This is a genomic window from Allomuricauda sp. F6463D (assembly GCF_023015965.1).
Lineage (GTDB): Bacteria > Bacteroidota > Bacteroidia > Flavobacteriales > Flavobacteriaceae > Flagellimonas.
In genome coordinates this window covers 969843-996547 of the sequence record NZ_JALKAN010000002.1, presented here as the reverse complement: position 1 = coordinate 996547, position 26705 = coordinate 969843, and the positions used below count along the sequence as shown (strand labels likewise).

The 26705-nt window shown below is 39.2% G+C and carries 16 protein-coding genes; 8 read left to right on the top strand and 8 right to left on the bottom strand.

The annotated features are described in order from the left end of the window. Window positions 1-43: 43 nt before the first annotated feature. The 3 genes from MWU56_RS12870 to mvaD all read right to left on the bottom strand — a co-directional run bounded on the left by MWU56_RS12870 (window position 44) and on the right by mvaD (window position 3118). Window positions 44-949: a geranylgeranylglycerol-phosphate geranylgeranyltransferase gene (locus MWU56_RS12870; protein ID WP_247044950.1), complete on the bottom strand. Its 906-nt coding sequence runs from the start codon at window positions 947-949 to the stop codon at window positions 44-46. Window positions 950-959: 10 nt separating this feature from the next. After that, the gene (locus tag MWU56_RS12865; RefSeq protein ID WP_247044949.1) at window positions 960-1898 is read right to left on the bottom strand and encodes a mevalonate kinase; all 939 of its coding nucleotides are present in this window, start codon (window positions 1896-1898) and stop codon (window positions 960-962) included. A gap of 134 nt (window positions 1899-2032) precedes the next feature. Next, complete coding sequence (gene mvaD / locus MWU56_RS12860; protein ID WP_247044948.1) at window positions 2033-3118, bottom strand: diphosphomevalonate decarboxylase; 1086 nt, start codon at window positions 3116-3118, stop codon at window positions 2033-2035. A 93-nt stretch (window positions 3119-3211) separates the two neighbouring features. Between mvaD and MWU56_RS12855 the strand changes: the two genes are divergently transcribed. Beyond that, window positions 3212-3688 carry a TspO/MBR family protein gene (locus MWU56_RS12855; RefSeq protein ID WP_247044947.1) on the top strand — a complete coding sequence of 159 codons (477 nt, stop codon included), beginning with the start codon at window positions 3212-3214 and terminating at the stop codon, window positions 3686-3688. Here MWU56_RS12855 and MWU56_RS12850 read toward each other — a convergent pair. Then, window positions 3685-4221 carry a DUF1697 domain-containing protein gene (locus MWU56_RS12850; protein ID WP_247044946.1) on the bottom strand — a complete coding sequence of 179 codons (537 nt, stop codon included), beginning with the start codon at window positions 4219-4221 and terminating at the stop codon, window positions 3685-3687. The genes MWU56_RS12855 and MWU56_RS12850 overlap by 4 nt on opposite strands. 59 nt (window positions 4222-4280) lie before the next feature. Here MWU56_RS12850 and glpK point away from each other — a divergent pair, with 59 nt between their 5' ends. Together glpK and MWU56_RS12840 are read left to right on the top strand one after the other, a co-directional pair. Then, the gene (gene glpK, locus MWU56_RS12845) at window positions 4281-5777 is read left to right on the top strand and encodes a glycerol kinase GlpK (RefSeq protein WP_247044945.1); all 1497 of its coding nucleotides are present in this window, start codon (window positions 4281-4283) and stop codon (window positions 5775-5777) included. Between the two features lie 29 nt (window positions 5778-5806). Beyond that, complete coding sequence (locus MWU56_RS12840; RefSeq protein WP_247044943.1) at window positions 5807-6535, top strand: MIP/aquaporin family protein; 729 nt, start codon at window positions 5807-5809, stop codon at window positions 6533-6535. A gap of 3 nt (window positions 6536-6538) precedes the next feature. Here the strand turns inward: MWU56_RS12840 and MWU56_RS12835 are convergent, their stop codons facing one another. The 4 genes from MWU56_RS12835 to MWU56_RS12820 all read right to left on the bottom strand — a co-directional run bounded on the left by MWU56_RS12835 (window position 6539) and on the right by MWU56_RS12820 (window position 11644). Next, window positions 6539-7807: an NAD(P)/FAD-dependent oxidoreductase gene (locus tag MWU56_RS12835; protein WP_247044941.1), complete on the bottom strand. Its 1269-nt coding sequence runs from the start codon at window positions 7805-7807 to the stop codon at window positions 6539-6541. Beyond that, window positions 7807-8559 (bottom strand): glycerophosphodiester phosphodiesterase, encoded by a 753-nt coding sequence (locus MWU56_RS12830; RefSeq protein ID WP_247044939.1) that lies wholly within the window; start codon window positions 8557-8559, stop codon window positions 7807-7809. Before MWU56_RS12830 ends, MWU56_RS12835 begins: the two co-directional genes overlap by 1 nt. A gap of 157 nt (window positions 8560-8716) precedes the next feature. Next, window positions 8717-10594 carry an alpha-amylase family protein gene (locus MWU56_RS12825; RefSeq protein ID WP_247044938.1) on the bottom strand — a complete coding sequence of 626 codons (1878 nt, stop codon included), beginning with the start codon at window positions 10592-10594 and terminating at the stop codon, window positions 8717-8719. Window positions 10595-10624: 30 nt separating this feature from the next. Further along, window positions 10625-11644 carry a LacI family DNA-binding transcriptional regulator gene (locus tag MWU56_RS12820; protein WP_247044937.1) on the bottom strand — a complete coding sequence of 340 codons (1020 nt, stop codon included), beginning with the start codon at window positions 11642-11644 and terminating at the stop codon, window positions 10625-10627. A 369-nt stretch (window positions 11645-12013) separates the two neighbouring features. Here MWU56_RS12820 and MWU56_RS12815 point away from each other — a divergent pair, with 369 nt between their 5' ends. The 5 genes from MWU56_RS12815 to MWU56_RS12795 all read left to right on the top strand — a co-directional run bounded on the left by MWU56_RS12815 (window position 12014) and on the right by MWU56_RS12795 (window position 26700). After that, window positions 12014-15100, top strand: coding sequence for a SusC/RagA family TonB-linked outer membrane protein (locus MWU56_RS12815; RefSeq protein ID WP_247044936.1), 3087 nt, complete (start codon window positions 12014-12016; stop codon window positions 15098-15100). 12 nt (window positions 15101-15112) lie between these two features. Beyond that, window positions 15113-16654, top strand: coding sequence for a RagB/SusD family nutrient uptake outer membrane protein (locus MWU56_RS12810; protein ID WP_247044935.1), 1542 nt, complete (start codon window positions 15113-15115; stop codon window positions 16652-16654). 164 nt (window positions 16655-16818) lie between these two features. Further along, the gene (locus MWU56_RS12805; protein WP_247044934.1) at window positions 16819-20124 is read left to right on the top strand and encodes a VCBS repeat-containing protein; all 3306 of its coding nucleotides are present in this window, start codon (window positions 16819-16821) and stop codon (window positions 20122-20124) included. Continuing rightward, a complete protein-coding gene (locus tag MWU56_RS12800) occupies window positions 20121-23468 on the top strand; it encodes a VCBS repeat-containing protein (protein WP_247044933.1) in 3348 nt (1115 codons plus the stop codon). Before MWU56_RS12805 ends, MWU56_RS12800 begins: the two co-directional genes overlap by 4 nt. Then, the gene (locus MWU56_RS12795) at window positions 23461-26700 is read left to right on the top strand and encodes a VCBS repeat-containing protein (protein WP_247044931.1); all 3240 of its coding nucleotides are present in this window, start codon (window positions 23461-23463) and stop codon (window positions 26698-26700) included. The genes MWU56_RS12800 and MWU56_RS12795 overlap by 8 nt, the downstream gene beginning before the upstream one ends. Window positions 26701-26705: the final 5 nt, after the last annotated feature.

Here is a 26705-nt window from a genome sequence, read left to right as displayed (position 1 = left end):
AATGTACTCTTTTTAAGTTCCAAAAAATCTAAAGGACAAATAATTACAATATTCGGTTCAGTACCACATCTACATCAATCAACAGGATACTGAAAACCCCGGCCACAATAATAAATTTAATGATATTGTGGAGCCAAACGTAATGTTTTTTTCCATCCGCCCTCCAAAGTAGTACCAGAAAGAGTACCAAAAGTACAATACAGGCCATAAAATACAGGTACATATAGCCAACATCAAATGTTTTGATCAACAAAAGTGCAGGAATCAACGTAAGACCTATCAACAAGGAAATTATGGCTTTTGACACTTTTAGACCGTAGATAATAGGTATGGTCTTATAATTCTGTGCCATATCACCGGGCATGCTTTCCAAGTCTTTGATCATTTCGCGGGCCAAAATCAATAAAAACAAGAACATGGCATGGACAAAAATTACCGTTTGGAAGTTCTGGTAATACACAAACACCACAAAAAATGGAGTTATGGCCAAAGTAGAAGACACCAAATTACCTAAAAGTGGTATACGTTTTAGTTTATGGGAGTATAACCAAATACCAAATATATAGGCAGAGAAAAACAACACTGCCCTAAACGAAATGTAACTGGCTGCAAAAACCGCTAAAAAATTGAGTATAAAATAAGTGGTTAGTTTAAATCGTTGGCTCACCAAGCGATCTAACATACTTTTGGTGGGTTTATTGATAAGGTCTTTTTCTGCATCATAAAAATTATTTATGATGTACCCACTTGCAATAGTAAGAGCCGAAGCGGTAATGATAAGGAACAAATTCAAATCGAATACAACCTCTCGCAGAGGAGTATTCGGAGATAAAATATAAATGGATGCCAAGTACTGGGCCAAGGTAATTACAAGGATGTTGTAACCCCTTACTACAGAAAACAGACTCAGCAGCTTAAAAAGCACTAGTTTGTTTTTTCTACTAAGCATGGATTTGCTTTTAGAAGTTGTACACTACTTCCAATCTATGGCCCTTTAGTGCTTTTTTTGCCTTTTCCAAGTCTTGGGTAAAGCCCAATATGTAACCGCCGCCCCCAGAACCACAAAGTTTTAGATAGTAATCGTTAGTTTCGATCCCATTTTGCCACAGTTGATGAAACTTTGATGGAATCATGGGCTTAAAGTGGTCGAATACTACGTGCGAAAGTTGTTTTAGATTCCCGAACAACGACTTTACATTGCCGTTCAAGAAATCTTCCACACAGGCATCCGTATGTTTTACAAACTGGTTCTTGATTATATTACGGAAACCTTCCTGCTTCATGTTCTCCATAAACAATTGCACCATGGGAGCTGTTTCACCCGTGATACCACTGTCCAATAAAAATACAGCTCCTTTTCCCTCGGTATTTTGTGAAGGAATACTGGTAGACTCGATATTATCCTTGGAATTGATTAGGATAGGTAAACTCAAATAACTGTTCAAAGGGTCCAATCCAGAAGATTTACCATGAAAAAAGGATTCCATTTTCCCAAAAATCTCTTTCAGTTGAAGTAGTTTTTCACGAGTCAAGTTTTCCAAAACCGTGATTTTGTCCAAAGCATAGCGATCATAAATAGCCGCTACCAAAGCACCACTACTACCAATACCGTAACCTTGAGGAATGGAACTATCAAAATACATTCCATTGGCCACATCTTTTTCCAAAGCTTCAATATCAAATGAGACCAAACCTTCCTCTTTAAGTTCAAGCATTTTTAGGTAGCCTGCAAAACTCTTTAAGCTCCTATTGGATTCTTGGGCCATTTCGGAATTGTTCTTGTCCCTTTTAAGTGCGCCTTTGAAAAAATTGTAGGGTATTGAAAGTCCCTTGGAGTCTTTAATAATACCGTACTCCCCGAACAATAAAATCTTAGAATAAAATAGTGGACCTTTCATAAGTACTAAGATACAAACAAATTTTGTTTAATGTTTGGTAAAATTAGATAAACAACTCAATTTTATCTTTAAAATTGTTCCAACCATCTAAAATCATGGCAAATAACGTAAAAAAAAGGCTTTGCTGTTCATCTTTAGCCTTTTATTTTGGTGGCTCCCATCCCTACCCGATCATGAATGTATTGTCCGTTTTCGCAATGTTCTACCAGTTCATTTTGAATAAATTCCATTACTTCTTCTTTGACAGATGCCGGGTATAGTAAGTGAACATTGGCTCCCGCATCCAAAGTAAAACATACAGGTGTTTTCGTTTCTTCTCGGTATTGCCATATTTTGTTTATGATTTCCAAGGTAGCGGGTTTCATCAATATAAAATAAGGCATACTGGTCATCATCATGGCATGTAGGGTCAATGCTTCACTTTCCACCAGTTTAATAAATTCCTCCAAATTTCCGCTTGCCAAAATAGCCTTAAGTGTATCCAAATTGGAAAATGCTTGCCGAAATCTATTTTCGGCATACGGGTGTCCGTGCATCAACTGATGCCCCACCGTGCTGCTCACCTGCTTTTGTCCTTTGTGTACCAATAAAATGGTATCACAATAACTCATAAATACAGAATCCACCTCAAACGGATATTCAATTCCGTACAAATCGGAACTATTGGGTATATTTTTATGCATACCCCATTGCACTAAATTGCCTTTTATGCTACGGCATGCACTACCCGACCCCAAACGTGCCAAAAACGATGCTTTAGCGTTGAACAATCCATTATCCAAGCTTGGATTCAATTGGCTTTCAATATCCATCAAGCATAACGAAAGAGCCGCCATGCCACTGGCTGACGATGCAATACCACTGCTATGAGGAAAGGAATTGGAGGTTTCTATGGTAAAATGATACGCTTTTAAAAAAGGTACATATTTTTCAATTCGCTCCAAAAAAGTCAGGATTTTGGGTTTAAAATCATCCTTAGGCTTTCCTTCGAACAACAAGTCAAACGAAAACAGTTCACTGTCAGCTTTTTTTTCAAAAGATACAGAGGTAGTGGTTGCACAAGAGTCCAATGTAAAACTGATCGATGGATTGGCTGGAATCTGAACCGGTTTCTTACCCCAATATTTTACCAGGGCAATATTGCTGGGTGCTTTCCAAGTTACTTTGCCGTGTTTTGGCATTTTTTGATATGCACCGGGCAAAAAATCTTTTTCAGTCATTGGGCTTGGCTATTTGAACAAATATAAGCAGCGACAAACTTACTGGAAATTGGAATGAAATAAATTCTTATTTTAGTTGAAGTTCCACCAGCCATGAAAAAAAGACTTTTTTACATATCCATATGCGTCTTGGTCTGCCTCGCCATTGGATTCCTATCCAGCATAGCCACCCAAAGCTCTGTAAACGATTGGTACCTAACACTCAACAAACCTTCGTTTACGCCGCCTAGCTGGCTTTTCGCACCCGTTTGGACCACCCTTTACATTTTAATGGGAATTTCGGCCGGGATGGTTTGGTCCAAAGGATATCACCATATCTGGGTAAAATCTGCCCTTTATCATTTTGTATTCCAGTTGTTGTTGAACGCGCTTTGGAGCATTGTATTTTTTGGATTGAGAAATCCTCTTCTTGGACTAGTGGTCATTTTAGCCTTGTTGACCATGATTATATTGACGATAAAATGGTTTAGGGTAATTAGCAAGCCTGCCGCATATATGATGATTCCTTATGTGATATGGGTAGCATTTGCCGCTGCACTAAATTATAAAATTTGGGAACTCAATCCTTAAGTGGACATTTGCAGAAGCTTCTTCATCGTTTTTTCATTTCTAGTGGTGGCTTCCACATTCAACTTCTTTTCAATAAGATTGTTATTGAGTTTTGCCTTCCCGTAACCTTCATTGCATAATAAATAAACACAGGTATCGGTTAAATGGAAATCCTCATTGGGAAAATGCAGCTCCTTAAAGTCCTTAACCAATAAATCTTCCGGTGGTCTTTTGAGCATAACGTAGTATCTTTTTTCAACATAGTTTACGGAAGTAAAAGGATTTGATTGAACAATTCTTTTAAGCTTATCATATTTAATGACCAAAGTTGTCACATTAAACCCAAAATGCTGCCAAATAGCGTTTACTATAATATTTTCAAGTTTCTCTTGGTTGGTTTCATCACAATCAAAAACAATATTCCCACTTTGAATGTATGTTTTTACATTTTGAAACCCTTCTTCTGCCATAACAGCCCTTAACTCAATCATTTTCATTTTCTTTTGACCACCTACGTTAATACCCCGAAGCAATGCTATATATGTATTCCTCATACAAATTGATTTAAAACCCAAATTAATTTTAGTAAATTCAAACGCATTAAATTAATAAAATGAACCAATACATCCTTGCATTGGACCAAGGTACTACCAGTTCCCGTGCCGTGGTCTTTGACAAAAAGGGAACCATTATTTCCATCGCACAGAAAGAATTCACACAAATATTCCCAAAACCAGGATGGGTGGAACACGACCCGGATGAAATTTGGTCTACCCAAGCAGGTGTGGCCGCCGAAGCAGTGAGCAAAAAAGGTCTTAAGGCATCTCAAATGGCTGCCATCGGAATTACCAACCAGCGTGAAACGGTTGTTGTATGGGACAAACATACGGGGGAACCTGTTTACAATGCCATTGTGTGGCAGGACAAACGCACGGCAGACTATTGTGATGAACTCAAGAAAGAAGGAAAATCCGATATGATCCGTAAAAAAACCGGATTAGTGATAGATTCTTATTTCTCGGGCACCAAGGTAAAATGGATTCTTGATAATGTTGAAGGTGCCAGAGCGAAGGCGGAAGCCGGTGATTTAGTACTGGGAACCATCGACACATGGCTCATTTGGAAAATGTCCGATGGAGCCCTACATATTACGGATGTTACCAACGCATCGCGCTCCATGCTTTTTAATATAAATACCATGGAATGGGACGATGAACTATTGGGTCTCTTAACGATTCCCAAGAGCATGCTTCCTGAAGTGAAACAATCCAGTGAAGTATATGGACATACAAGCCCTAATTTATTCGCAAGTTCAATTCCTATTGCAGGGATTGCGGGTGACCAACAAGCGGCCTTGTTCGGACAAATGTGCACCAAACAGGGTATGGTAAAAAACACCTATGGCACAGGGTGCTTTATGCTGATGAACATCGGAGAAAAACCAATTGTTTCCAAGAATAACCTACTTACCACGGTAGCTTGGAAAATCAATGGAAAAACATATTATGCCCTCGAGGGAAGCATCTTTATTGCAGGAGCGGTTGTACAATGGCTTCGAGACAGTCTAAATATTATAAAGACCTCTGCGGAAGTGGAAAAACTTGCTAGTTCAGTAGTTAGTTCCGATGGGGTGTTTTTTGTTCCCGCCTTTGCAGGTCTGGGCGCACCACATTGGAACCAAAAGGCCCAAGGTACTATTTTTGGGTTGACCCGCGGTAGCACTGATGCCCATATTGCCCGTGCTGCGTTGGATTCCATAGCCTACCAAACCATGGACATACTAAAAGCTATGGAGGCAGATTCTGGAATATCAATCAAAGAATTGCGTGTAGATGGCGGAGCAACCGTCAATGATTTGTTGATGCAATTTCAAGCCGATGTATTGAATACAGTAACTGTTCGCCCTAAGGTAGTAGAAACTACAGTAATGGGAGCCGCATATTTGGCTGGATTGGCCGTTGGTTATTGGGAAAGTCCAGAGGAAATCCAAGATATTTGGGAGACCGATGTACATTTTAAACCTACGCAAGAACGAGAAACAATTGAGCTAGGCATCAAAGGATGGTACAGAGCAATTAAAGCACTTGAATTCTGGACAGAAAACCCTTAATTTTTTTTAAACACTAACATTACATATATATGACTCCTTTTGTATCTGAAATTGTAGGTACTTTTTTGCTAATGGTACTCGGCTGTGGGGTAGTTGCCAATGTTTCCCTACAAAAAACTTATGGTAATGGCTCCGGTTGGATTGTGATCACTGCAGGATGGGCCTTTGCCGTTTTTACCGGTGTTGCAGTGGCCGGCCCCCACAGTGGTGCACATATAAACCCCGCTGTGAGTATTGGGCTTGCTGTTGCTGGAGAATTTCCGTGGAACGAAGTTCCAACTTATATATTGGCCCAATTTATTGGAGCCATGCTGGCTGCATTTTGTATTTGGCTAGTAAACAAAGATCATTTTGATGCTACAAAAGATGGCGATACAAAAAGAGCTGTTTTTTGCACAGCTCCGGCGATACCAAATACATTTATAAATCTCTTCTCGGAAGTACTCGGTACTTTTGTGCTGGTTTTTTCTGTGCTTTACTTTACTGATGCCATGCTTTCACCCGACAACGCTATTATAGGTTTAGGTTCTCTAGGGGCCTTACCCGTCTCGTTGATCGTATGGGGAATTGGTCTTTCTTTAGGAGGTACTACGGGATATGCCATTAACCCTGCCCGGGATTTGGGACCGCGTATTGTCCATGCTTTATTGCCGCTGAAAAATAAGGGGAGCAATGGCTGGACCTATGCTTGGATTCCCATTGTAGGGCCTATATTGGGAGCAGTGGTAGCGGCCTGGATAGCCATAGCCCTTAAGTGATTTTCAGGAACTAATAATAGCCTGGGCGGCAATGTACGCCCCGGTCCATGCATTTTGAAAGTTGAATCCTCCCGTAATAGCATCCACGTTGATGATTTCTCCTGCAAAGTATAGGTTTGGGTGCAATTTACTTTCAAATGTCTTAAAGTTGATTTCCTTTAAATCCACGCCACCAGCGGTAACGAATTCCTCTTTAAAAGTGCTTTTTCCATCAACTTTAAAAGAAGCGGCAGTCAGTTGATCTGCCAACGCCAAAAGTTGTTCTTTGTTAATATCCGCCCAGCGTTCTTCGGGTGCTATTTTTGCCGCCTGCACTAACCGTCTCCATAGGCGTTTTGGAAGTTCAGTGGCATTGGTTCGTACCACGGTTTTCTTTGCTTCGATTTCTTTCATCTCCTTAAGATAAGCCTGCATGGATTCCGTGCTGTATTCTGGAACCCAATTCACCTTTATCCTAAAAGAATAATCGTATTCATTTAAAATGTTCGCACCCCAAGCTGATAACTTTAAAATTGCCGGACCGCTCAACCCCCAATGGGTTATCAAAAGTGGTCCATCTGCATAAAGTACGGCATCATCCTTAATCTTACTTTTTAGGTTTAACGAACTTTTGTCCGTATTAAAAGTTTTCTTTGGCAATACCTCTACGGATGCTTCCGTGCTCAGCCCTGGTATTCCTCTGATTCTTTCATCATTAATATTGAACGTAAACAAAGAAGGTACCGGTGGAACTATATGGTGTCCCAAGCTTTCCAGCTGTTTCCATATTTTGGGGTTACTGCCCGTGGCCAGCAATAGTTTTTTGCATTGATAATGCTTGTTCATCGTAGTTACCTGCCAGCATTCCTCGGTTTTTAAAATTGATTTTACAGAGCTGTTTTTCAACACCTTAACACCTAAACGGTCAGCTTCGCCCACCAAGCAATCAATTATACTTTGAGACGAATCGCTTTTTGGAAATACACGGCCATCTTCTTCTATTTTAAGGGGTACGCCACGTTCTTCAAAAAATGCCATGACATCCATGGGGGCGTAGGTATGGAAAGGACCCAAAAGTTCTTTTTCGCCACGAGGATAGTTTGCCACTAATTCCTTAGGTGAAAATTCTCCGTGGGTAACATTACAGCGACCCCCTCCGGACACTTTCACTTTGGATAGTACGGTTTTGCCTCTTTCAAAAATGGCAACTTTACATTCCGGTTTTTGCACAGCAATTTGAATGGCTGCGTAAAATCCAGCTGCTCCACCCCCAACGATTATAACATCGAACATTATTTCACACGTTCCGGGTAGTTGGTAATAATGCCATCGACCCCAAAATCGGTTATTTTTTTGATATCCTCAGGTTCGTTAACGGTCCATGTATACACCTTAAATCCTTCTTCTTGAATGTTTCGGGTATTTTCTTTGGTAAGTGTTTTAAAATTAGGGTTTATGGCCACCGCGCCGAGCTCTTTGGCAATCGGTAATGCCATCATGGGGTCCTCAGAGGTCAACACGGCAATTTTTATATCCTTATTGAGATTCCGCATATCTTTTAGCTCATCCCATTTAAAACTGGATATCACAAAATTGTCCAAAGTCCAACCCTGGGTCTCAACATAGTAGTTAACAATTTGATTTACCTTATCAGCAGTACCGTCCCCTTTTAGCTCAATATTCAATACAACCTGATTGTTAATGAGTTTTAATACACTTTGAAGCATTGGTATTTTATGTCCTCCTTCCAGGGTAAGTTCTCTTAGCTGAAGAATATCATATTCTTCAATATTTCCGCTAGAGTTGGCCAATCTATCTATCGTAGTATCGTGAAAAACAGCTATCTCGCCACTTTTAATTTTAAACACGTCTATTTCGATCATATCCACTCCTAAATCCAGCGCTTTTTGTACCGAGGCTAGAGTATTCTCGGTTTCGTGGCCCATAGCCCCTCTATGCCCTATTACCAATAGTTTTGATTTTGTCATCTCACAACTTGTTAAAAGTAAAACAGCCCCAAGAGTTATAAGTAAATTCTTCTTCATTATGGTTTGGTTTTATAGGCTAAAAATACGATTTGAAAATGAAAAAAAGAGGAATCAATGTCTTATCTAATTAAAGAAATCCAGGTTGGGGTAAAAAAACTTGAAACAGGTTTAAAATAAGAATGCGTAACTGACCAACATCCGATTTGGACGTTTTTTATTTTTCTACTTTAAATATATAGGACTGTAAGGGCTGCAATTCCACTTGTATTTGACCTTGTCCATTTCTCACCGACATGTTTGTATTAACCGCAGCATATAGGGTTTCAGTCAATGGATATACCCCTTCATTCAAATCCCATTTTGTGATTATATCTTCAGGGACCTTTAATTTGAAGGAATAATTATTCAGGGAATCAAAATTGGTTATGATGATGAGTTTTTCGGTATCGGACCATCTTACATAGGAAAGTACCCTGTGGTCGTAACCTTCAGTTTTCTCTTTGTTATAGAAATGAATCTCTTGATACTCACCCATTAAAGCCTCACTCTGTATGGTGAAGTTTAGGAGCCGTTTGTAAAAATCCCTCAAGTTTTTTTCCTCATCGGATAGCTGACCACCGTCAAATTCCTTATTGTTTACCCATCTTTGGTGGTGCGGCACCCCAATGTAATCAAAAATAGAGGTTCGTGTGGGCTTTCCAAACCCAGCATCCTCTGCCGCGGGCTCTCCTACTTCTTGTCCAAAATAAATCATGGTGGGCGAAGTGCTGATCGTGGCAGAAACTACCATGGCCGGTTTACCCAATTGTGCATTTCCCACAAAATCTGGACTGGCTATGCGCTGCTCGTCATGGTTTTCCAAAAAGTGAAGCATGTGATGTTCAATATCGGCCATTCCTTTTTGCACTACGGGAATATGATCCGTCCACCCGTAGCCCTTCATAATGTGCTTAATACTATCGTAAAGTTCTACCTTATCATACAGGTAGTCCATTTTGCCCTGGGAGATATAATCTCGGTACAAATCGGGATTGTACACTTCTGCCAACAAAAAGGCATCGGGGTTTTTAATTTTTATATTGGAATTGAGGAAACTCCAAAATTCCACCGGAACCATTTCGGCCATATCAAAACGGAAGCCATCTACCCCAAAATCTAACCAATACTGGGTTATGTCCTTAAACTTGTACCATGAATCGGGAAGGGTTTTATCTTTCCAAAATTCATAATGCACCTTGTAATCTTTATTGCGGTATTCATCTGGAAGCTCCTCGAAATCCTTTGTGCCGTCTGGGCGAACTCCATAATTGATTTTTACCGTTTCGTACCAATCGTTAACATGCGGTTGTGCCAATCGGGAACCGTTTCCGGTCCATTTCGCCGGAACTTCTTCAAATTTTGAATCTGCCAAGCTGTTTTCATCACCTCCCAATGGTAAATATCCATCCTGCCATTGTGGAACTTTGAACACCTCACCTGGAATGTAATAGAAATTATTGTTTACATCATATTCCTTGGATGTATCATCGGAAGCTCCAAAATCCTTCACTCCTTCTGGGTTGGTAATTCCTTCATAATTTCTCGCGACATGATTGGGAACTATGTCGATAATCACCTTCATCCCAGCATTATGGGTTCTCTGTATCAACTCCTTGAACTCTTCCAGTCTTTTTGACGGATCAATGGCCAGGTCGGGATTTACATTATAGTAATCCTTAACTGCATAAGGTGAGCCAGCCCTCCCTTTTACCACATCGGGGTCGTCATTGGAAATTTCATAGGCGGAATAGTCCCTTATCAAAGCATGATGGGGCACTCCCGTGTACCAAATATGGGTTATGCCCAAATCCTTGATTTCCGCCAAAGCTTTATCCGAGAAATCGACAAACTTGCCGACTCCATTTTCCTCGATTGTGCCCCAAGGCTTATTTGTAGTTTTGGTGTTTCCGAAAAGACGGGTAAATACCTGATAGACTACTTCTTTTTTCTCCATTATTGGTTGTAGGGGCTTTTGCTTATGATTACTTCTTTGCTCACATGAATATACTGTGACAAAAATTATCAAAAAAGTGAGAATATATTTTAATTTCATGCTGGCATGAATGAAGAATGCAAACCTAAATCAGTGTGCAATAGAATCTCGGATTACCAAAGTGGGTTCCAATATTTTAGTTTGATACGTTTCATGCTCCGCTTCACTTTCTACTTTATCTATCAACATTTTTGCGGACACCTCACCCATTTTTTCTCCATGTTGCGCCACTACGGTTAGGCTAGGATTTGCATATTTGGATAAAACGCCGTCTGTAAAACCGATAAATGAGATGTCATCTGGTATTTTATATCCTTTTTCTTGAACCAAACGCATACTGTATACGGCAAAGATTTCGTTAACGCACAACACTGCATCGGGTTCTTTTCGGTTCAAAAAAGTTTTAATGGCTTGTTCATCCATTTCCATGGAAGGAAGTTTAAGTATCAAAGAATTATCCACTCCAAGCTTACTTTCTTCCAAAGCTTTACGATAACCTCTGGTTCTTGCTTTACTAACACTCAGATAATCATCTGTAGTAATTAAGGCTATTTTCTTTTTTCCTTGTTCAATAAATTTTGTGGTAGCGAGATAAGCACCTAATTCATCGTCAATAACAACCTTGTCACAATCCACTTCATTCGTTATCCTATCAAAAAGTACTACAGGAATCCCTTGTTCCGTTACTTCTTTAAGGTGGTTGTAGTCTCCCTTTTCTTGCGTTTCAGAAGAGAGGGACATTATAAAACCATCGATACTTCCATTGGCCAACATTTCCATATTAATGACTTCTTTATCAAAAGACTCCTCTGAAAGACAGACAATTACGTTGTAACCTCTTGCATTTGCATACTTTTCTATACCCCGAATTACTGTGGTGAAAAAATGATGTACGATATCCGGAATTACAACACCAATATTTTTAGTTCTTTTATTTTTTAAGCTAATCGCAATGTTATTGGGCTTATAATTATAAAGTTTGGCAAAGGCCTGAACTTTATCTTTTGTATCCCTACCGATCTCTTCACTATTCTTTAGTGCTTTTGAAACAGTAGATATGGAAACTTCAAGTTCTCTGGCAATATCTTTTAAAGTAATCTTGGCTTTCAATGATGGTCAATTTTAAACTGTACTATTTTCTTGTGGTAAATTACTTAATAAAGACATGAGGTTGTATAAAAAAATATTTTTTAACAAATAGGAAGCACTTACATCCCATGACAAGTTTTCTTAAAATTGGCAAAAAAAATTAAATCACTATATTAGTGCTGATATTGCTATATTCTCAAATTTAAACCTAATAAATAGGATTTAAACAAACAGGTCTGTCCCTATCTGTTAATTCAACACTCCTGAAAGTTATTAACACGAAACCGTTTTCGTTGTGTCTTGCAATATACTTTAGGTTAATATTAATCTTTTTTTTATATATGTTTAACATCTTGAATTAAAATTAACTAAACTTAAAATTAATTATCTATGAAGATTACGCTACTAAAAAGCTTTTTATTGCTTGGAGCATTTTTATGCTTTGGGTTGGTAAAAGCTCAGACAGTATCAGGTACCGTTTCGGATGCAAACGGACCGTTGCCGGGGGCGAGCGTATTGGTAAAAGGTACTACCAATGGTACGCAGACCGATTTTGACGGTAACTTCACCCTTAACAATGTAGAGGATACCGCAACCTTGGTTTTCAGCTACATTGGTTACAAAACCGTAGAAATTGCGGTTAATGGCCAATCCAGTATCAACGTTAGCTTGGAAGAAGATGCACAGGCATTGGACGAAGTAGTTATTATTGGTTATGGGCAAACTACCGTGGATGATGCCACCGGTGCAGTTGCTGTAGTTAACGCGGAAGACTTTAATCAAGGGGTGATATCATCCCCCGAGCAGTTGATCCAGGGTAAAACAGCTGGTGTACAGATTACACAGAGCAGTGGTGAGCCAGGAGCAGGTATTAATGTAAGAATTCGAGGTACAAGTTCCGTTCGTTCCAACAATAATCCATTATTTGTTGTCGATGGTATGCCACTTACAGGTGAGGACACTTCTGCAGGAGGTGCCGATGTAGGTACAGGAACCAGCTCTTCCAAAAACCCATTGAGCTTCCTTAACCCAAACGATATTGAAAGCATGAGTATCCTTAAAGATGCCTCTGCTACGGCCATTTATGGTTCTCGTGGTGCAAATGGAGTTGTAATAATCACAACTAAAAGTGGTAAAACAGGACAAGGAAAATTTGAGTTTACATCAAACTTAAGCTACTCCACACCTGCTAAAACCTTCAATCTATTAGACCGAAATGAATTCCTTACTGCACTACCAGAATACGGCGGTGACCCTAACGCTTTAGATTTTAGATCTAACACAGATTGGCAAGAACTTATTTTGAGAAGTACTGCTTCCCAGACCCAAAACCTTTCCTACGCCAAAAATTATGGAAGTGGAAACGTTCGTGCTTCTTTCGGGTACCAAAAGCAATTTGGTGTCGTTGAAGGTTATGCACAAGAACGAATTACAGGGAGGATAAACGCATCACAAAGATTTTTTGATAATAAATTAAAAATTGATGCAAGCCTGACACTTTCAAGAATTAACGATGACGGGGGTGCTATTAGCAACAATTCGGGCTCTACTGGAGATTTGCTTGGTGCTACTTATTTTGCCAATCCCACATGGCCAGCAAGCACAAACTTTACAACAGGAGGCAGTGAAATTAACCCGCTCCAATTGTTGAACTACTATGATGATGTAACCAACACCGATAGATTTTTGGGGAACGTTTCCGCAGAATATAGCATTACAGAAGAATTAAAAGCTAAAGTTGCGGTAGGTTATGATGATTCAAGTTCTGAAAAATATCAAGTACAATCTTCATTATCAACTGGTATTGGAAACGCACCCGGTCAAGGGCAGGGAGCATTCAGTAACGTGGAGGTTACTGGTAAACTTTTAGATCTAACTCTTAATTACACTAAGGAATTTGATGATTCAAAGTTAACCGCATTAGTTGGTTACTCTTTCCAGAGCTACCAAAGAGCAGGTAAAAATATCACAGGTTTAGGTTTTGCAACAACAGATTTAAATCAAATGACTTCCGATTTGGAATCCGCGACCTCTACTATCGAAAGTCAACTCGATGGCGAGTACCAGCAATTCGGCTATAATGATTCAGGAACGTTTGTAAACCGTTTATTTGTAGACGAGCCAGGAACATTTAATGTAACCAGCCCTCTTGGCGTTCCAATTAGTGCAGTCGCAGGCGATTATTTTGATACTACAGATGAACTACAATCTTTCTTTGGTAGAGCTGAATATGCTATTGCCAATAAATATATTGTTACTGGTACTTTAAGGGTTGATGGTTCTTCAAGGTTTGGACCAAATAATCAATATGGTTACTTCCCTTCAGGTGCATTTGCTTGGAAATTGAACGAGGAAGATTTTATTGGAGATACTTTTTCTACTCTTAAACTTCGTGTTGGTTACGGTATAACAGGTAACCAGGAAGGTTTAGGATACGGTAATTTCACCGTAAGACAGCGTTTTGCGGATATTGGTATAGATCAAAATCAAAATATCAATGCGCCAGGTCTTTCAATTCAATCATTTACAAATGATGATTTAAAATGGGAAGAAACTGCGCAAGCTAACATTGGTATTGATTTTGGTATCAACAATAATAGATTTTCCGGTACGTTGGATTTTTACCACAAAACAACCAACGACTTGCTTCTTCAACAAGAAGCGGCACAACCTTCGCCCCAACCTTTTTTCTTTGGTAATTTAGATGCCAAAGTAATTAACCAAGGGGTAGAACTTTCCATGAACTATGATATCATCCAAATGGAGGAAGCCAACTGGAACCTAGGTTTCAACGTAGCATATAACGATAACATGGTGGAGGATTTCGATGGACAAATTCAAACAGGTGAAATTAACGGTAATGGTCTTACAGGAGCGTTTGCTCAGTTGTTAGCTGGTGGACAACCATTATTTTCCTACTATTTAAGAGAGTTTGGAGGATTTGATGAAAACGGAATCTCAATCTATCCAAATGGTGATGTTCAACAATTTGTTGATAAGAGTGCATTGCCTAAAGTTAATTTAGGTATTAGTACAAGTGCCTCGTACAAGAATTGGGACTTTAATGCATTCTTGTCCGGACAGTACGGATTCTATGTATATAATAATACGCAGAACGCCTATTTTACAGCAGGTATTATTGGAGTAGGTAAAAATGTTACCCAAAACGTTCTTACAAATGGAGAATCCAATGCCAACGCAGCTGATGTTTCTACAAGATTTTTAGAAAAAGGTGATTTCTTAAGGTTGCAAAATGCATCGTTGAGTTACAACGTTCCATTGAGCGGAGATGGAACTTTACAAAGTTTGCGTTTATCCTTGATCGGTCAGAACTTATTTATCATCACAGATTATTCAGGTCTTGACCCAGAAGTTAACGTACCAAAATCTTTGAACAATATACCATCTCTGGGAATCGACTATACCGCCTTCCCAAGGTCGAGAACAGTTACATTAGGTGTTAGTGCAACTTTTTAAAAAATAATTTCTATGAAAGCTATTAAACTAAATAAAATTTACATCTGGGCACTATCCTTGGGTATGTTGGGTTGCACAGATTTAGAAATCGAACAGACAGATTCGATATTCACCGACTTGAGCGGTGAATTTACAGGAGTCCAAGCTGAGTCGAGCCTTACTGCACTTTACAATTCAGTAAGAGGTCAATTACAAACACAAGAAAATTTGTACGCACTTGCGGAAGTGAGTACCGATGAGTTTGTGGTTCCAACTCGTGGAACAGACTGGGGAGACAACGGAGTATGGAGAACTTTGCATTCTCACACTTGGAGTCCAACACACCAAAGAGTGAAAAATGTTTGGAACGATCAGAATAGTAATGTATTTAATGCAACTACTATTATTGATAGTAGAAGTAGCCCAACTACACAACAAGTTGCTGAGGCTAAGTTTTTAAGAGCTTATAGCATGTTTTGGTTAATTGATATGTTTGGGCAAGTTCCATTCAGAACTCCAGATGAAGGACCGGATGTAAATCCAACAGTTATGACAAGAACCGAGGCTTATGACTTTGCTGTAACCGATTTGACCGAAGCCATTCCAGATTTACCGTCTGTAGGCCCAAGTGAAGAATTGGTCTCAGCTTCAAAAGCAGCCGGAATGATATTATTGGCTAAATTTTACTTGAATAAGCATATATACACAGGCTCCGGAACACCAGACGCTTCGGATATGCAACAAGTTATTAGTTTAGTAGATGATATCGAAGCTGAAGGATTTGCCCTTAAAGAAGGATATTTTGAATTGTTTGAAGATGGAGGCTACGAAGACATCAACGATTTAAATACTGAAACTATCTGGTTTACAACAGCTGGTGTTGGTGAAAACATTTGGAACACTTTACACTACAATCAAGTAGTTCCAGATCAAGCTGGTGGTTGGAACGGTTTTACCACGATTGCAGAATTCTATGATTTGTTTGAAGGTGATGCCAACGTAAACACTACTGGTTCAGGTCAGGAAGAAAGAAGAGGTTTTGTGCCTACAGATGGGACAAACTTTGGTATTGGAAACGGTTTCCTAATTGGACAACAGTACGATGCCAACGGTAATCCCTATACAGACAGAACCGGAGCCCCTTTGGTCTTCACAAAAGAATTACCAGGTTTGTTGGGTAACAACGAAAGAACTGGAATTAGGGTAATTAAATACAACCCTGCCAATGGTGCTTTTGCCAATCACAAGATTGTATTCAGATATGCCGATGCTTACTTAATGAAAGCTGAGGCCATGTTACGAAGTGGAGGAGACCCAACAGCAATGGTTAATGCTCTTAGAACATTGAGAGGAGCTTCTGCATTAGGAAGTGTTACCGAGCAAGACATTATTGATGAAAGAGGAAGAGAATTGTATGGTGAGCTTTGGAGAAGAAACGATTTGATTCGTTTCGGGCAGTTTACTGCTCCATGGTCTTACAAAGAGGTCTCTGGGGATGACACCAAAAACTTGTTCCCTATACCTGCAACGGCAATAATCTCGAACCCTAACTTGGTACAAAACCCAGGATATTAATAAAACAAAGTTTAAGTCGTTTATATATGGAAAGACCACCGATCGGTGGTCTTTCCTTTTTATTTGGTATAACCTTAATCAAACATTAATCTTTCATTAGAAAAAGATTAATCGTTACCCTGCCCCACTTGCTCTGGAATTAATTAAATTACCCACTGCTTTTAATGAAAGAAATGAGAGGACAACTCTGGATTATTTTTGGCTTTGTACTAACCCTAACAAGTTGTGGGAAAAAAGAAACGAAAACGCTATTTGTTCAAAAAGATTCGCAACACACAGGAATAACATTTAACAATCAACTTACCCAGAACCCAGACCTTAACATTTTAAACTATCTCTATTTTTATAATGGGGCCGGAGTGGCAGCTGGTGATTTTAATGGTGATGGCCTTGTAGACCTCTATTTCACTTCCAATCAGGAACAAGACAAGTTTTATCTTAACCAAGGAGATTTTATATTTAAAGACATCACTACGACTGCTAAGCTCATAAACGAATCTGGCTGGACTACAGGTGTTACACAAGCCGATGTTAACAACGATGGGCTTTTGGATATATACATTTCCAAAGTTGGGGACCATGGTGTCATCCGTGGACATAACTTGCTTTATATTAATCAAGGAAACAATCAAGATGGCATACCTACTTTTAAGGAGGAATCTAAAAAGTATGGTTTGGACTTTATCGGATATTCCACTCAAGCTGCTTTTTTTGATTATGATTTGGACGGTGATTTGGACATGTATCTCCTAAATCATTCGGTAAATCCAAATCGTTCCTATGGAAAAGGCGCAAAACGAAAAATTGTAGACTCCATGTCCGGCGATATCCTTTTTAAAAATGAAAACGGTAGATTTATCGATGTATCCAAAGAAGCTGGTATTTTCCAAGGATCTATAGGGTATGGATTGGGACTTGCAATTAGCGACATAAATAACGACGGTTACCCAGACATCTATATTGGTAATGATTTTTTTGAAAACGACTATTTATATATCAATCAACAGGACGGAACATTTAAAGAGACCATCTCTGATGATGATAAGAAATTGGGACATACCACCCACTTTTCAATGGGCAACGATATCGCCGACATCAATAATGATGGGCTATCCGACATTATATCCTTGGATATGCTGCCAGAGGATCTGGAAACGTACAAAACATCCGGTCTGGAATATCCTTATCCAGTATACCAACAATACCTTAAAAATGGCTTTGCTCCTCAGTACATGGCAAACACACTTCATTTAAATTTAGATGGTGAAAACTTTGCAGAAATTGCCAATTTAAGTGGAATAGATGCAACGGAGTGGTCATGGGGAGCGTTACTGGCAGACTTTGATAATGACGGGTTCAAAGATCTTTTTATATCCAACGGCATTCAAGGTGTAACCAACGACATGGATTACATAAATTACATTTCGAACGAGGATATTCAACAAAATATAGAAAAAGGACTGTCCGACAAGGACATGGCTCTTATTGATCGGCTACCAAAGAAGAAAGTACAAAACTATTATTATAAAAATAACGGGGGTACAGATTTTACCAATGTAACCGATACCTGGGGACCACAATTAGACTCCTATAGTAACGGTTCTGTTTATGCGGATTTGGACAACGATGGAGATTTGGATTTGGTCGTAAACAACGTAAACCAAGAAGCCTTTGTAATGGAAAACACATTAGAAGGTGGGAACTTTACAAAAATTAAATTTGAAGGAAGTCCAAAAAATAAATTTGGGATAGGTGTTAAAGTTCTTGTATTCAACAATAATAAAGTAGCTGTCCAAGAAAACATTGCAACCCGGGGTTTTATGTCTGCTAAGGACAATAGTCTAAACTTTGGTCATGGCAAAGACACCATAATTGATTCTATCCAAGTAATATGGCCAGCAGGAAAATTTGAAACCTTACATAACATCAAGGCCAATCAAGTATTGGAAGTTAGCTATTCCAATGCATCAGGAAATTATTTTACGAACATAACACCTAAAAATCCAGAGTATGAACCTTCTTCACAAAGTATTGAATTTGTTCATAAAGAATATCCCAGTCTGGATTTTGACCGAAACCCACTTATTCCATTTGCTTACTCAAATGAAGGTCCGTCGACTGCAATAGCAGATATCAACAACGATGGAATGGATGATCTTTTTATCTGCGGTGGAAAAACACAAGCTTCAAAACTATACCTACAAGATGAAAAAGGCAACTTCAATGCGCATCAACCGGAACTATTCGATCTAGATGCAATCAACGAAGATATTGACCAAGTTTTTGCCGATATAGATAATGATGGAGACCTAGATCTAATCGTAGTTAGCGGTGGCAATGAATTCACTACTGGCAAACCGCTCCAACCAAGACTATATCGTAACAACAAAGGAATTTTCACCAAAGACGAAGAAAACTTCTCGGAACTTGAGGTAAATGCATCAAAAGCTGACGTCGTGGATTTTGACAACGATGGAGATCTCGATCTTTTTATTACTTCAAACGCAGTTCCAACGAAATTTGGGGAGAAAAGTGAGCAATACCTTTTGGAAAATGATGGAAAAGGCAATTTTAAGGATGTGACATCTTCCTTCGCACCAGAACTGAAAAATATAGGCAATGTAAAAGATTTTATATGGAAAGATCTTGATAAAAATGGATTTCAAGATCTTATTGTTGTTGGTCATTGGATTCCAGTCACCATCTTCTTGAACAACGGAAAACAACTATTACCCCAAAAGGACAATGGCCTAGCAAAAACCAACGGGTGGTGGAACTGCATTGAAGTTGCCGATTTGGATAATGATGGAGATTTGGATTTACTTGCTGGCAACTGGGGACTCAATACCAAGTTCAATGCCTCCACTAAAAAACCGATCACACTCTATATCAACGATTTTGATGACAATGGTTCCATTGAAACCGTAGTGACCCATTTTCATGGGGACAGGGAAACTGCTTTTGCATCTAAAGATGAACTTACCAAGCAAATGCCTTTTTTGAATAAAAAATTTCTGTTCTACAAAGACTTTGCAAAGGCCTCCTTAGAAGAATTATTTGGTGATGATAAATTAGAAGAAGCAACTAAAAGAAAAGTATATCTACTCGCCACTTCATATTTTGAAAATGATGGCAACAATAACTTTAGCATAAAAGAACTTCCCAGGTTAGTGCAATCTTCTTCGGTGAACGATATTTACTTGGTAAAAAACAGTGAAGAAAGGATTAATGAAATATTAATGGTAGGCAATAATTTTGAGATAAGCACCCAACTTGGTAGATTGGACGCTTCACACGGATTTTTATTACAAAATGACAATAATGGCACTATAACTTGGAAACAAAACTTGGGGATTTCCGGCGCAGCCAGAAAAATTGAAAAAATAAATAGGAATGGGAATGCGGAGTTCATAATTACAATGAACAATGGTGCTCCCGTTTTTTTGGTCCAAAAACAAAACGATAAATGAAACTTAAATATATAACTGTATGCCTTCTCCTAACAGGACTATTGTCCTGTAAGAACAATGAAGGAAAACAACAAGTGGCGGAAAAGGAAATGGATACACTTTTTACCCTGTTGAAACCAGAGGAAACAGGTGTTACGTTCATTAATTCGATTGAAAACCAAAAGAATTTCAACATTTTTAAATACCGAAACTTTTACAATGGTGGCGGGGTTGCTATTGGTGATATCAACAACGATGGACTAGAAGATATTTACCTAACTGGTAACATGGTTCCCAACAGACTTTATCTGAACAAAGGGGACATGAAGTTTGAGGACATCTCGGAAAGTGCAGGAGTATTGGGAAACAAACCTTGGTCCACAGGAGTGGTAATGGTAGATATTAATCATGATGGGTTGTTGGACATTTATGTCTGTAATGCTGGTAACATGGAAGGCAACAACCATGATAACGACCTCTATATAAACAATGGAGACCTGACCTTTACCGAAAAAGCGGAAGAATATAACTTGGCCAAAACTGGATTCACAACCCACGCCACTTTTTTTGATTATGATAAAGATGGGGATTTGGATGTATACATTCTCAACAACAGCAACATTCCCGTAAGTAGTCTTGGCTATGCCGAACAACGGGAAGTAAGAGCCCAGGATTGGGAAGGCGTGCCCGACATTTTCAAAGGGGTTGGTGATATGCTCTTAAGAAATGACAATGGGAAATTTGTTGATGTTAGTGAGGAGGCAGGTATTTATGGAAGCCTAATCGGTTTCGGTCTAGGTGTAATGGTCACAGATTTTAACGGTGATCTGTACCCCGATATTTATGTGTCCAACGATTTTTATGAAAGGGATTACCTCTATATAAATCAAAAAGATGGAACGTTCAATGAAGAAATTAAGGATTGGACTTCCCATTTGAGCCTATCCGCTATGGGAATAGATATAGCCGACATTAACAATGACGGGCACAATGATATTTTCATTACAGATATGTTACCCGAAAAAGAACATAGGGTAAAATCCGTAATGGAGTTTGAAGGCTACAATATTTTTGACCTAAAGCAAAGCAAAGATTTTGGCCAACAATATATCCAAAACACATTACAGCTCAATAACGGTAACGGCACATTCTCCGAAGTTGCCTACTACAGTGGTGTCCATGCCACGGATTGGAGCTGGGCAGGACTCATGTTTGATATGGACAATGATGGTCTAAAGGATATTTTTATCACTAATGGAATAAACCACGATCTTACCGATTTGGACTTTGTAGACTTTTTTGCCAACGAAATTGTTCAAAAAATGGCTTTAACAGGCAAGAAAGAATCCATTGACTCCATTATCAGCAAAATGCCGGTAAAACCACAGCCGAACTTTGCATACAAAAACAATGGGGATATCACCTTTAAAAATGCGAATAAAGAATGGGGATTTGAGCTCCCCTCCCGCTCAAATGGAGCCGCATATGCAGATTTGGACAACGATGGAGATTTAGATTTAGTAATAAACAATGTAAACACACAGGCCTTTATTTACAAAAACAACACGGACACCCAATTGAACAACAATTATATCCAATTAAAATTCAAAGGGCCAAAAACCAACCCATTTGCAGTTGGCACATTGGCCAAACTATATTTTAACGGTAATATCATAAATCAAGAATTGATTCCATCCCGAGGCTTCCAATCTTCGGTACAGTATGATATGACATTTGGTTTGGGTAAAACCGGACAATTGGATTCTATTCGTATTGTATGGCCCGATAACCTTACTCAAAAATTGGAAAAAGTAGCGGCCAACCAAGTATTGGTATTAGATTATTCCAATGCAGAGGAAACCTATACAATACCAAACAAAGCAACGGTAAAGCCTTTCCTTAAGGAATTGGCTACAAGTGTCGTCGCTGCACATAAAGAAGATAAGTACAATGATTTTGATTACGAAGGTCTTATATCGCATAAGGTTTCCCAAGAAGGACCTTCACTAGCTGTGGCCGACATTGATGGTGATGGCAATGAAGACTTCTACATTGGTGGAGCTAAAGGACAACCGGGAACCATATATATGCATAGGGGCAATGGTAACGTAGTACCTAAGTCAATAAAGGCCTTTGAAGAAGATAAAGAATTTGAAGATGTCGCCGCCTCATTTTTTGATGCAGATGGTGACGGAGATCTTGATTTGGTCGTTGGCTCCGGCGGTAATGTTGTGGGAATGGAGCGTAATTACAGAGCTCGATTATATTTAAATGATGGCAACGGAAACTTTTCAAAATCTGAAAATGAGCTACCTTCAACATTTAAAAATATTGCAACAATAGCTCCATATGACTTTGACAACGACGGAGATGTAGATCTTTTTATCGGGTCGCGAAGTGTAGTAGGCGTGTATGGTTTATCTCCTGACCATCTTCTACTTGAAAATATGGGAGATGGCACTTTTAACGATGTAACGGAACGCTTGGGGTACGACCTCAAAAATGCCGGTATGGTAACCGATTCCAAATGGGAGGACATTGATGGTGATGGTAAAAAAGACCTTATCATTACTGCAGAATGGGACACCCCAAAAATCTATAAGAACACCGGCAGGCGATTAACAAAAATGACAAGTTCCCTAGACAGTCTTCATGGATGGTGGAATACCGTAGAAACGGCAGACCTTGATGGCGACGGAGACCAAGATTTAATTTTAGGCAACCAAGGTCTCAATCTTCATTACAAACCTACGGAATACGCACCAATGAAATTGTATATCAACGATTATGACAACAATGGCACCATTGAGCAAATCATGACCATGCAAGAAAATGGTGGCGATTATCCAATTCATCAAAAAAGAGAGCTTACCGATCAACTACCTTCACTTAAAAAACAGAACCTAAAGGCAACAGATTATGCCCACCGTACCATCCAACAGCTTTTCCCAAAAGAAGTCATGGACAAGTCGATTGTAAAGAAAGTAGAGACCTCGGCATCTGTAATAGCCATTAATGAAGGAGGTGGTAAATTTACCATTAAAAATCTACCTCCAAGAGTGCAACTTTCTTGTATTTGTGATATTACCTGTGCCGATGTGAACAACGATGGCAACCTTGACTTGATCATGGCGGGTAACAATTACGAATTTAAACCGCAGTTTTCACGTTTGGATGCAAGCCAAGGAAACCTATTGTTGGGGGACGGCAACCTAAATTTTACCTGGCAAGATTATGAGACAAGCGGCTTTAAGATCAGGGAAGAAGTGAAATACCTAAAACAGTTCAAGGATAAAAATGGCAAAATTTATGTTATTGCCGCAATTAACAACAATAAACCAAAGATTTTCGCTCTGAATGAATAGGTTTCTCATCATAGTACTAGCAACAGTTTTGATTGCTTCTTGCAAAAAGGAAGGCAGTCTTTTTGAAAATCCCGGCCCACAAAAAACCGGGGTCCAGTTTACCAATACCCTTACATCTACCGATGACTTGAGCATTTTGGATTATCTCTATTTTTATAACGGAGGAGGAGTTTCCATCGGCGATATCAACAATGATGGTTTGCCCGATATTTTCTTTTCAGGAAACCAAGTCAAAAATAAATTGTATCTCAACAAGGGTGATTTAAAATTCGAAGACATTTCAACAACCGCTGGGATAGAAGGAAACAGTAGCTGGAACACTGGAACCACCATGGCCGACGTAAATGGTGACGGATTTTTGGACATTTATGTATGTGCCGTAGTTGGCATCAATGGATTTAATGGTTTCAATGAGCTGTACATAAACAATGGGGACAATACCTTTACTGAAAGTGCAGCAAAATATGGACTGGATTTCGATTCCTACAGTTCCAACGCCACTTTCTTTGATTATGACTTGGACGGTGATCTCGATCTCTATCTCCTCAACCATGCAGTACACACCCAAAATTCCTTTGGTCGTTTTGATCTTAGGTACGAACGCCGCTATGAAACAGGTGACAAACTTTTACGAAACGACAATGGAACTTTTACCGATGTAAGTGAAGAGGCCGGTATTTATGGAGGAATCAATGGGTATGGGCTAGGTTTGGCCATTGCCGATTTTAATCAAGATGGGTATCCGGACATTTATGTGGGCAATGACTTCCATGAAGACGATTATTATTACCTCAACAACGGGGATGGGACATTTACGGAAAGTTTAAAAAAATACTTTGGACATACTTCTCGTTTTTCCATGGGCAGCGATGTAGCTGATATAAATAATGATGGACGCCCAGATTTTATTTCTTTGGACATGCTTCCCGAAGACGAAGTGGCCCTAAAATCCTCTGAAGGGGATGACAACATCCAGACCCAAAAAATGAGGATTGAGCGTTTTGGCTACCACTATCAGTTTACACGCAATATGTTGTTCGTGAACCAACCAGACGGTAATTTTATGGAAACCGCACTGATGAGTGGTATAGCAGCGACAGATTGGAGCTGGAGTGCCCTTTTTGGTGATTATGACCTTGATGGCCAACAGGATATATTCATTTCCAACGGGATTCCAAAAAGACCCAACGACTTGGATTTCATCAAATTTGTTTCCAGTGAACAAATCCAGCAAAAAATGGACAACACCAAACTCGTAGACCAAAAAGCCTTGGACTTAATGCCGTCTGGAAATGTGCACAACTATGTTTTTAAAGGCGGAACAGATTTGAATTTTCAAGACATGTCCGGAGATTGGATTACAAAAGATACCCTAATTTCCGGTGCGACCGCTGTGGGCGACCTCGATGGTGACGGCGATCTGGATTTAGTTACGAACAACATTGATCGACCAGCGACACTGTACATTAACAAAACAAACGGCAAAGGAAATTATATAAAACTAAAATTTAATTACACCCAAAAAAATACGCATGGCATCGGAACCAAGGTATATTCATATTCCAACGGTCAATTGCAATTTAAAGAGCTGTTTCCTACAAGAGGTTTTCAAGCATCTTCCGAACCGATAATCCATTTTGGATATCAAAAAGTGGAACAAATCGATTCCATTAAAATTATTTGGCCGAACAAAACTTATCAGGTTGTTAAAAACGTGCCCGTAAACCAAACACTGACCGTAGCTCCAAAAAACACAATACCTTTTGATTATAATTCGTTACACGTAACCAAAAAACCACTGTTCAGTCCCGTACCCAACAATCTAGGTCTTAATTTTACTCACAAAGAGGACAACTATACCGATTTTAACCGTGAAAAATTGATTCCCTATCAAGTCTCCGATAGAGGGCCAGCTGTAGCAGTCGGTGATTTAAACGGAGATGGAAAAGATGATGTATTCTTTGGCGGATCTAAATACGAACCCTCACAAATCTATCTTCAACAAGACTCTGTTTTTATACACCGGCCATACGATACCATTATAAAAGATAGGATTCGAGAAAATGTCTCTGCAGCTATAGCAGATTTTAACGAAGATGGAAAAAATGACTTGATTGTTAGTTCGGGAGGGGGCGACTTTTTTGGAAAGGCCACTCCTTTGATGGATGCATATTACATACAAAAAGATACCGTTTTTACCAGTGTTGAGTTGCCAGAGTTTTATCAAAACTCATCTGTGGTAAAACCTTTTGATTTTGATGGTGATGGTGACTTGGATGTTTTTGTGGGTGGACATACCATTACATCCAAATTTGGAACTCTAGCCAGTTCCTATTTGTTGGAGAATCAGAATGGAACTTTTAAGGTGAATAAATCATTTGAGGAATTTTCCAAAGGAATGGTGACCGATGCTATTTGGAGCGATTTTGATAATGACGGAATCACGGATCTCATCTTGGTTGGGGAATGGATGGCTCCAAGGTTTTTGAAAAATCAAAATGGCACTTTCACAGAAGTCCAGCAAGAAAATATTACCGGTCTTTGGCAAGCCATTGAAGCTTTTGACATTGATGGGGACGGAGACACCGATTATCTCTTGGGCAACTGGGGGACCAACTCCAAGTTCAAGGCATCTCAAGAGCATCCCATGAAGTTATATTTTAATGATTTTGACGAGAACGGTCAAACTGAAACCGTAACTGCCATGGAAAAAAATGGTGAATATTATCCATTGGAAACATTGGACGGATTAGCCTCTCAAATGGTCTATCTGAAAAAGAAATATACTACATACAAATCTTTTGCAGGTGTCACCATGGAAGAGATTTTTGGCGAGGACATGTTAAAAGCATCTACGCAATTGGAAGTAAATACCCTTACATCGGGATATTTGAGAAATGATGGAGGTTCATTTGTTTTTGTTCCCTTTAAGAATGAGCTCCAAATATCACCGATCATGTCCTTTTTAGTAGATGATTTTGATGGTGATGGCAATCGGGAAGTATTGCTCGGCGGTAACTATTTTGGAGTAAAACCCTATCATGGCAGGCTGGATTCATTTCCTGGAGCCCTACTCAAAAATGAAACCGATATTCTATTGGGCAATCAATTGGGGTTGGATTTTACCAAAAAATCAATTCGGCATTTAAAAACAATTACACTTAATAATAAAAAGTATTTGTTAGCTACATTCAACAACGACAAAGCACAAGTCTATAAAATCAACAAGTAAAACAA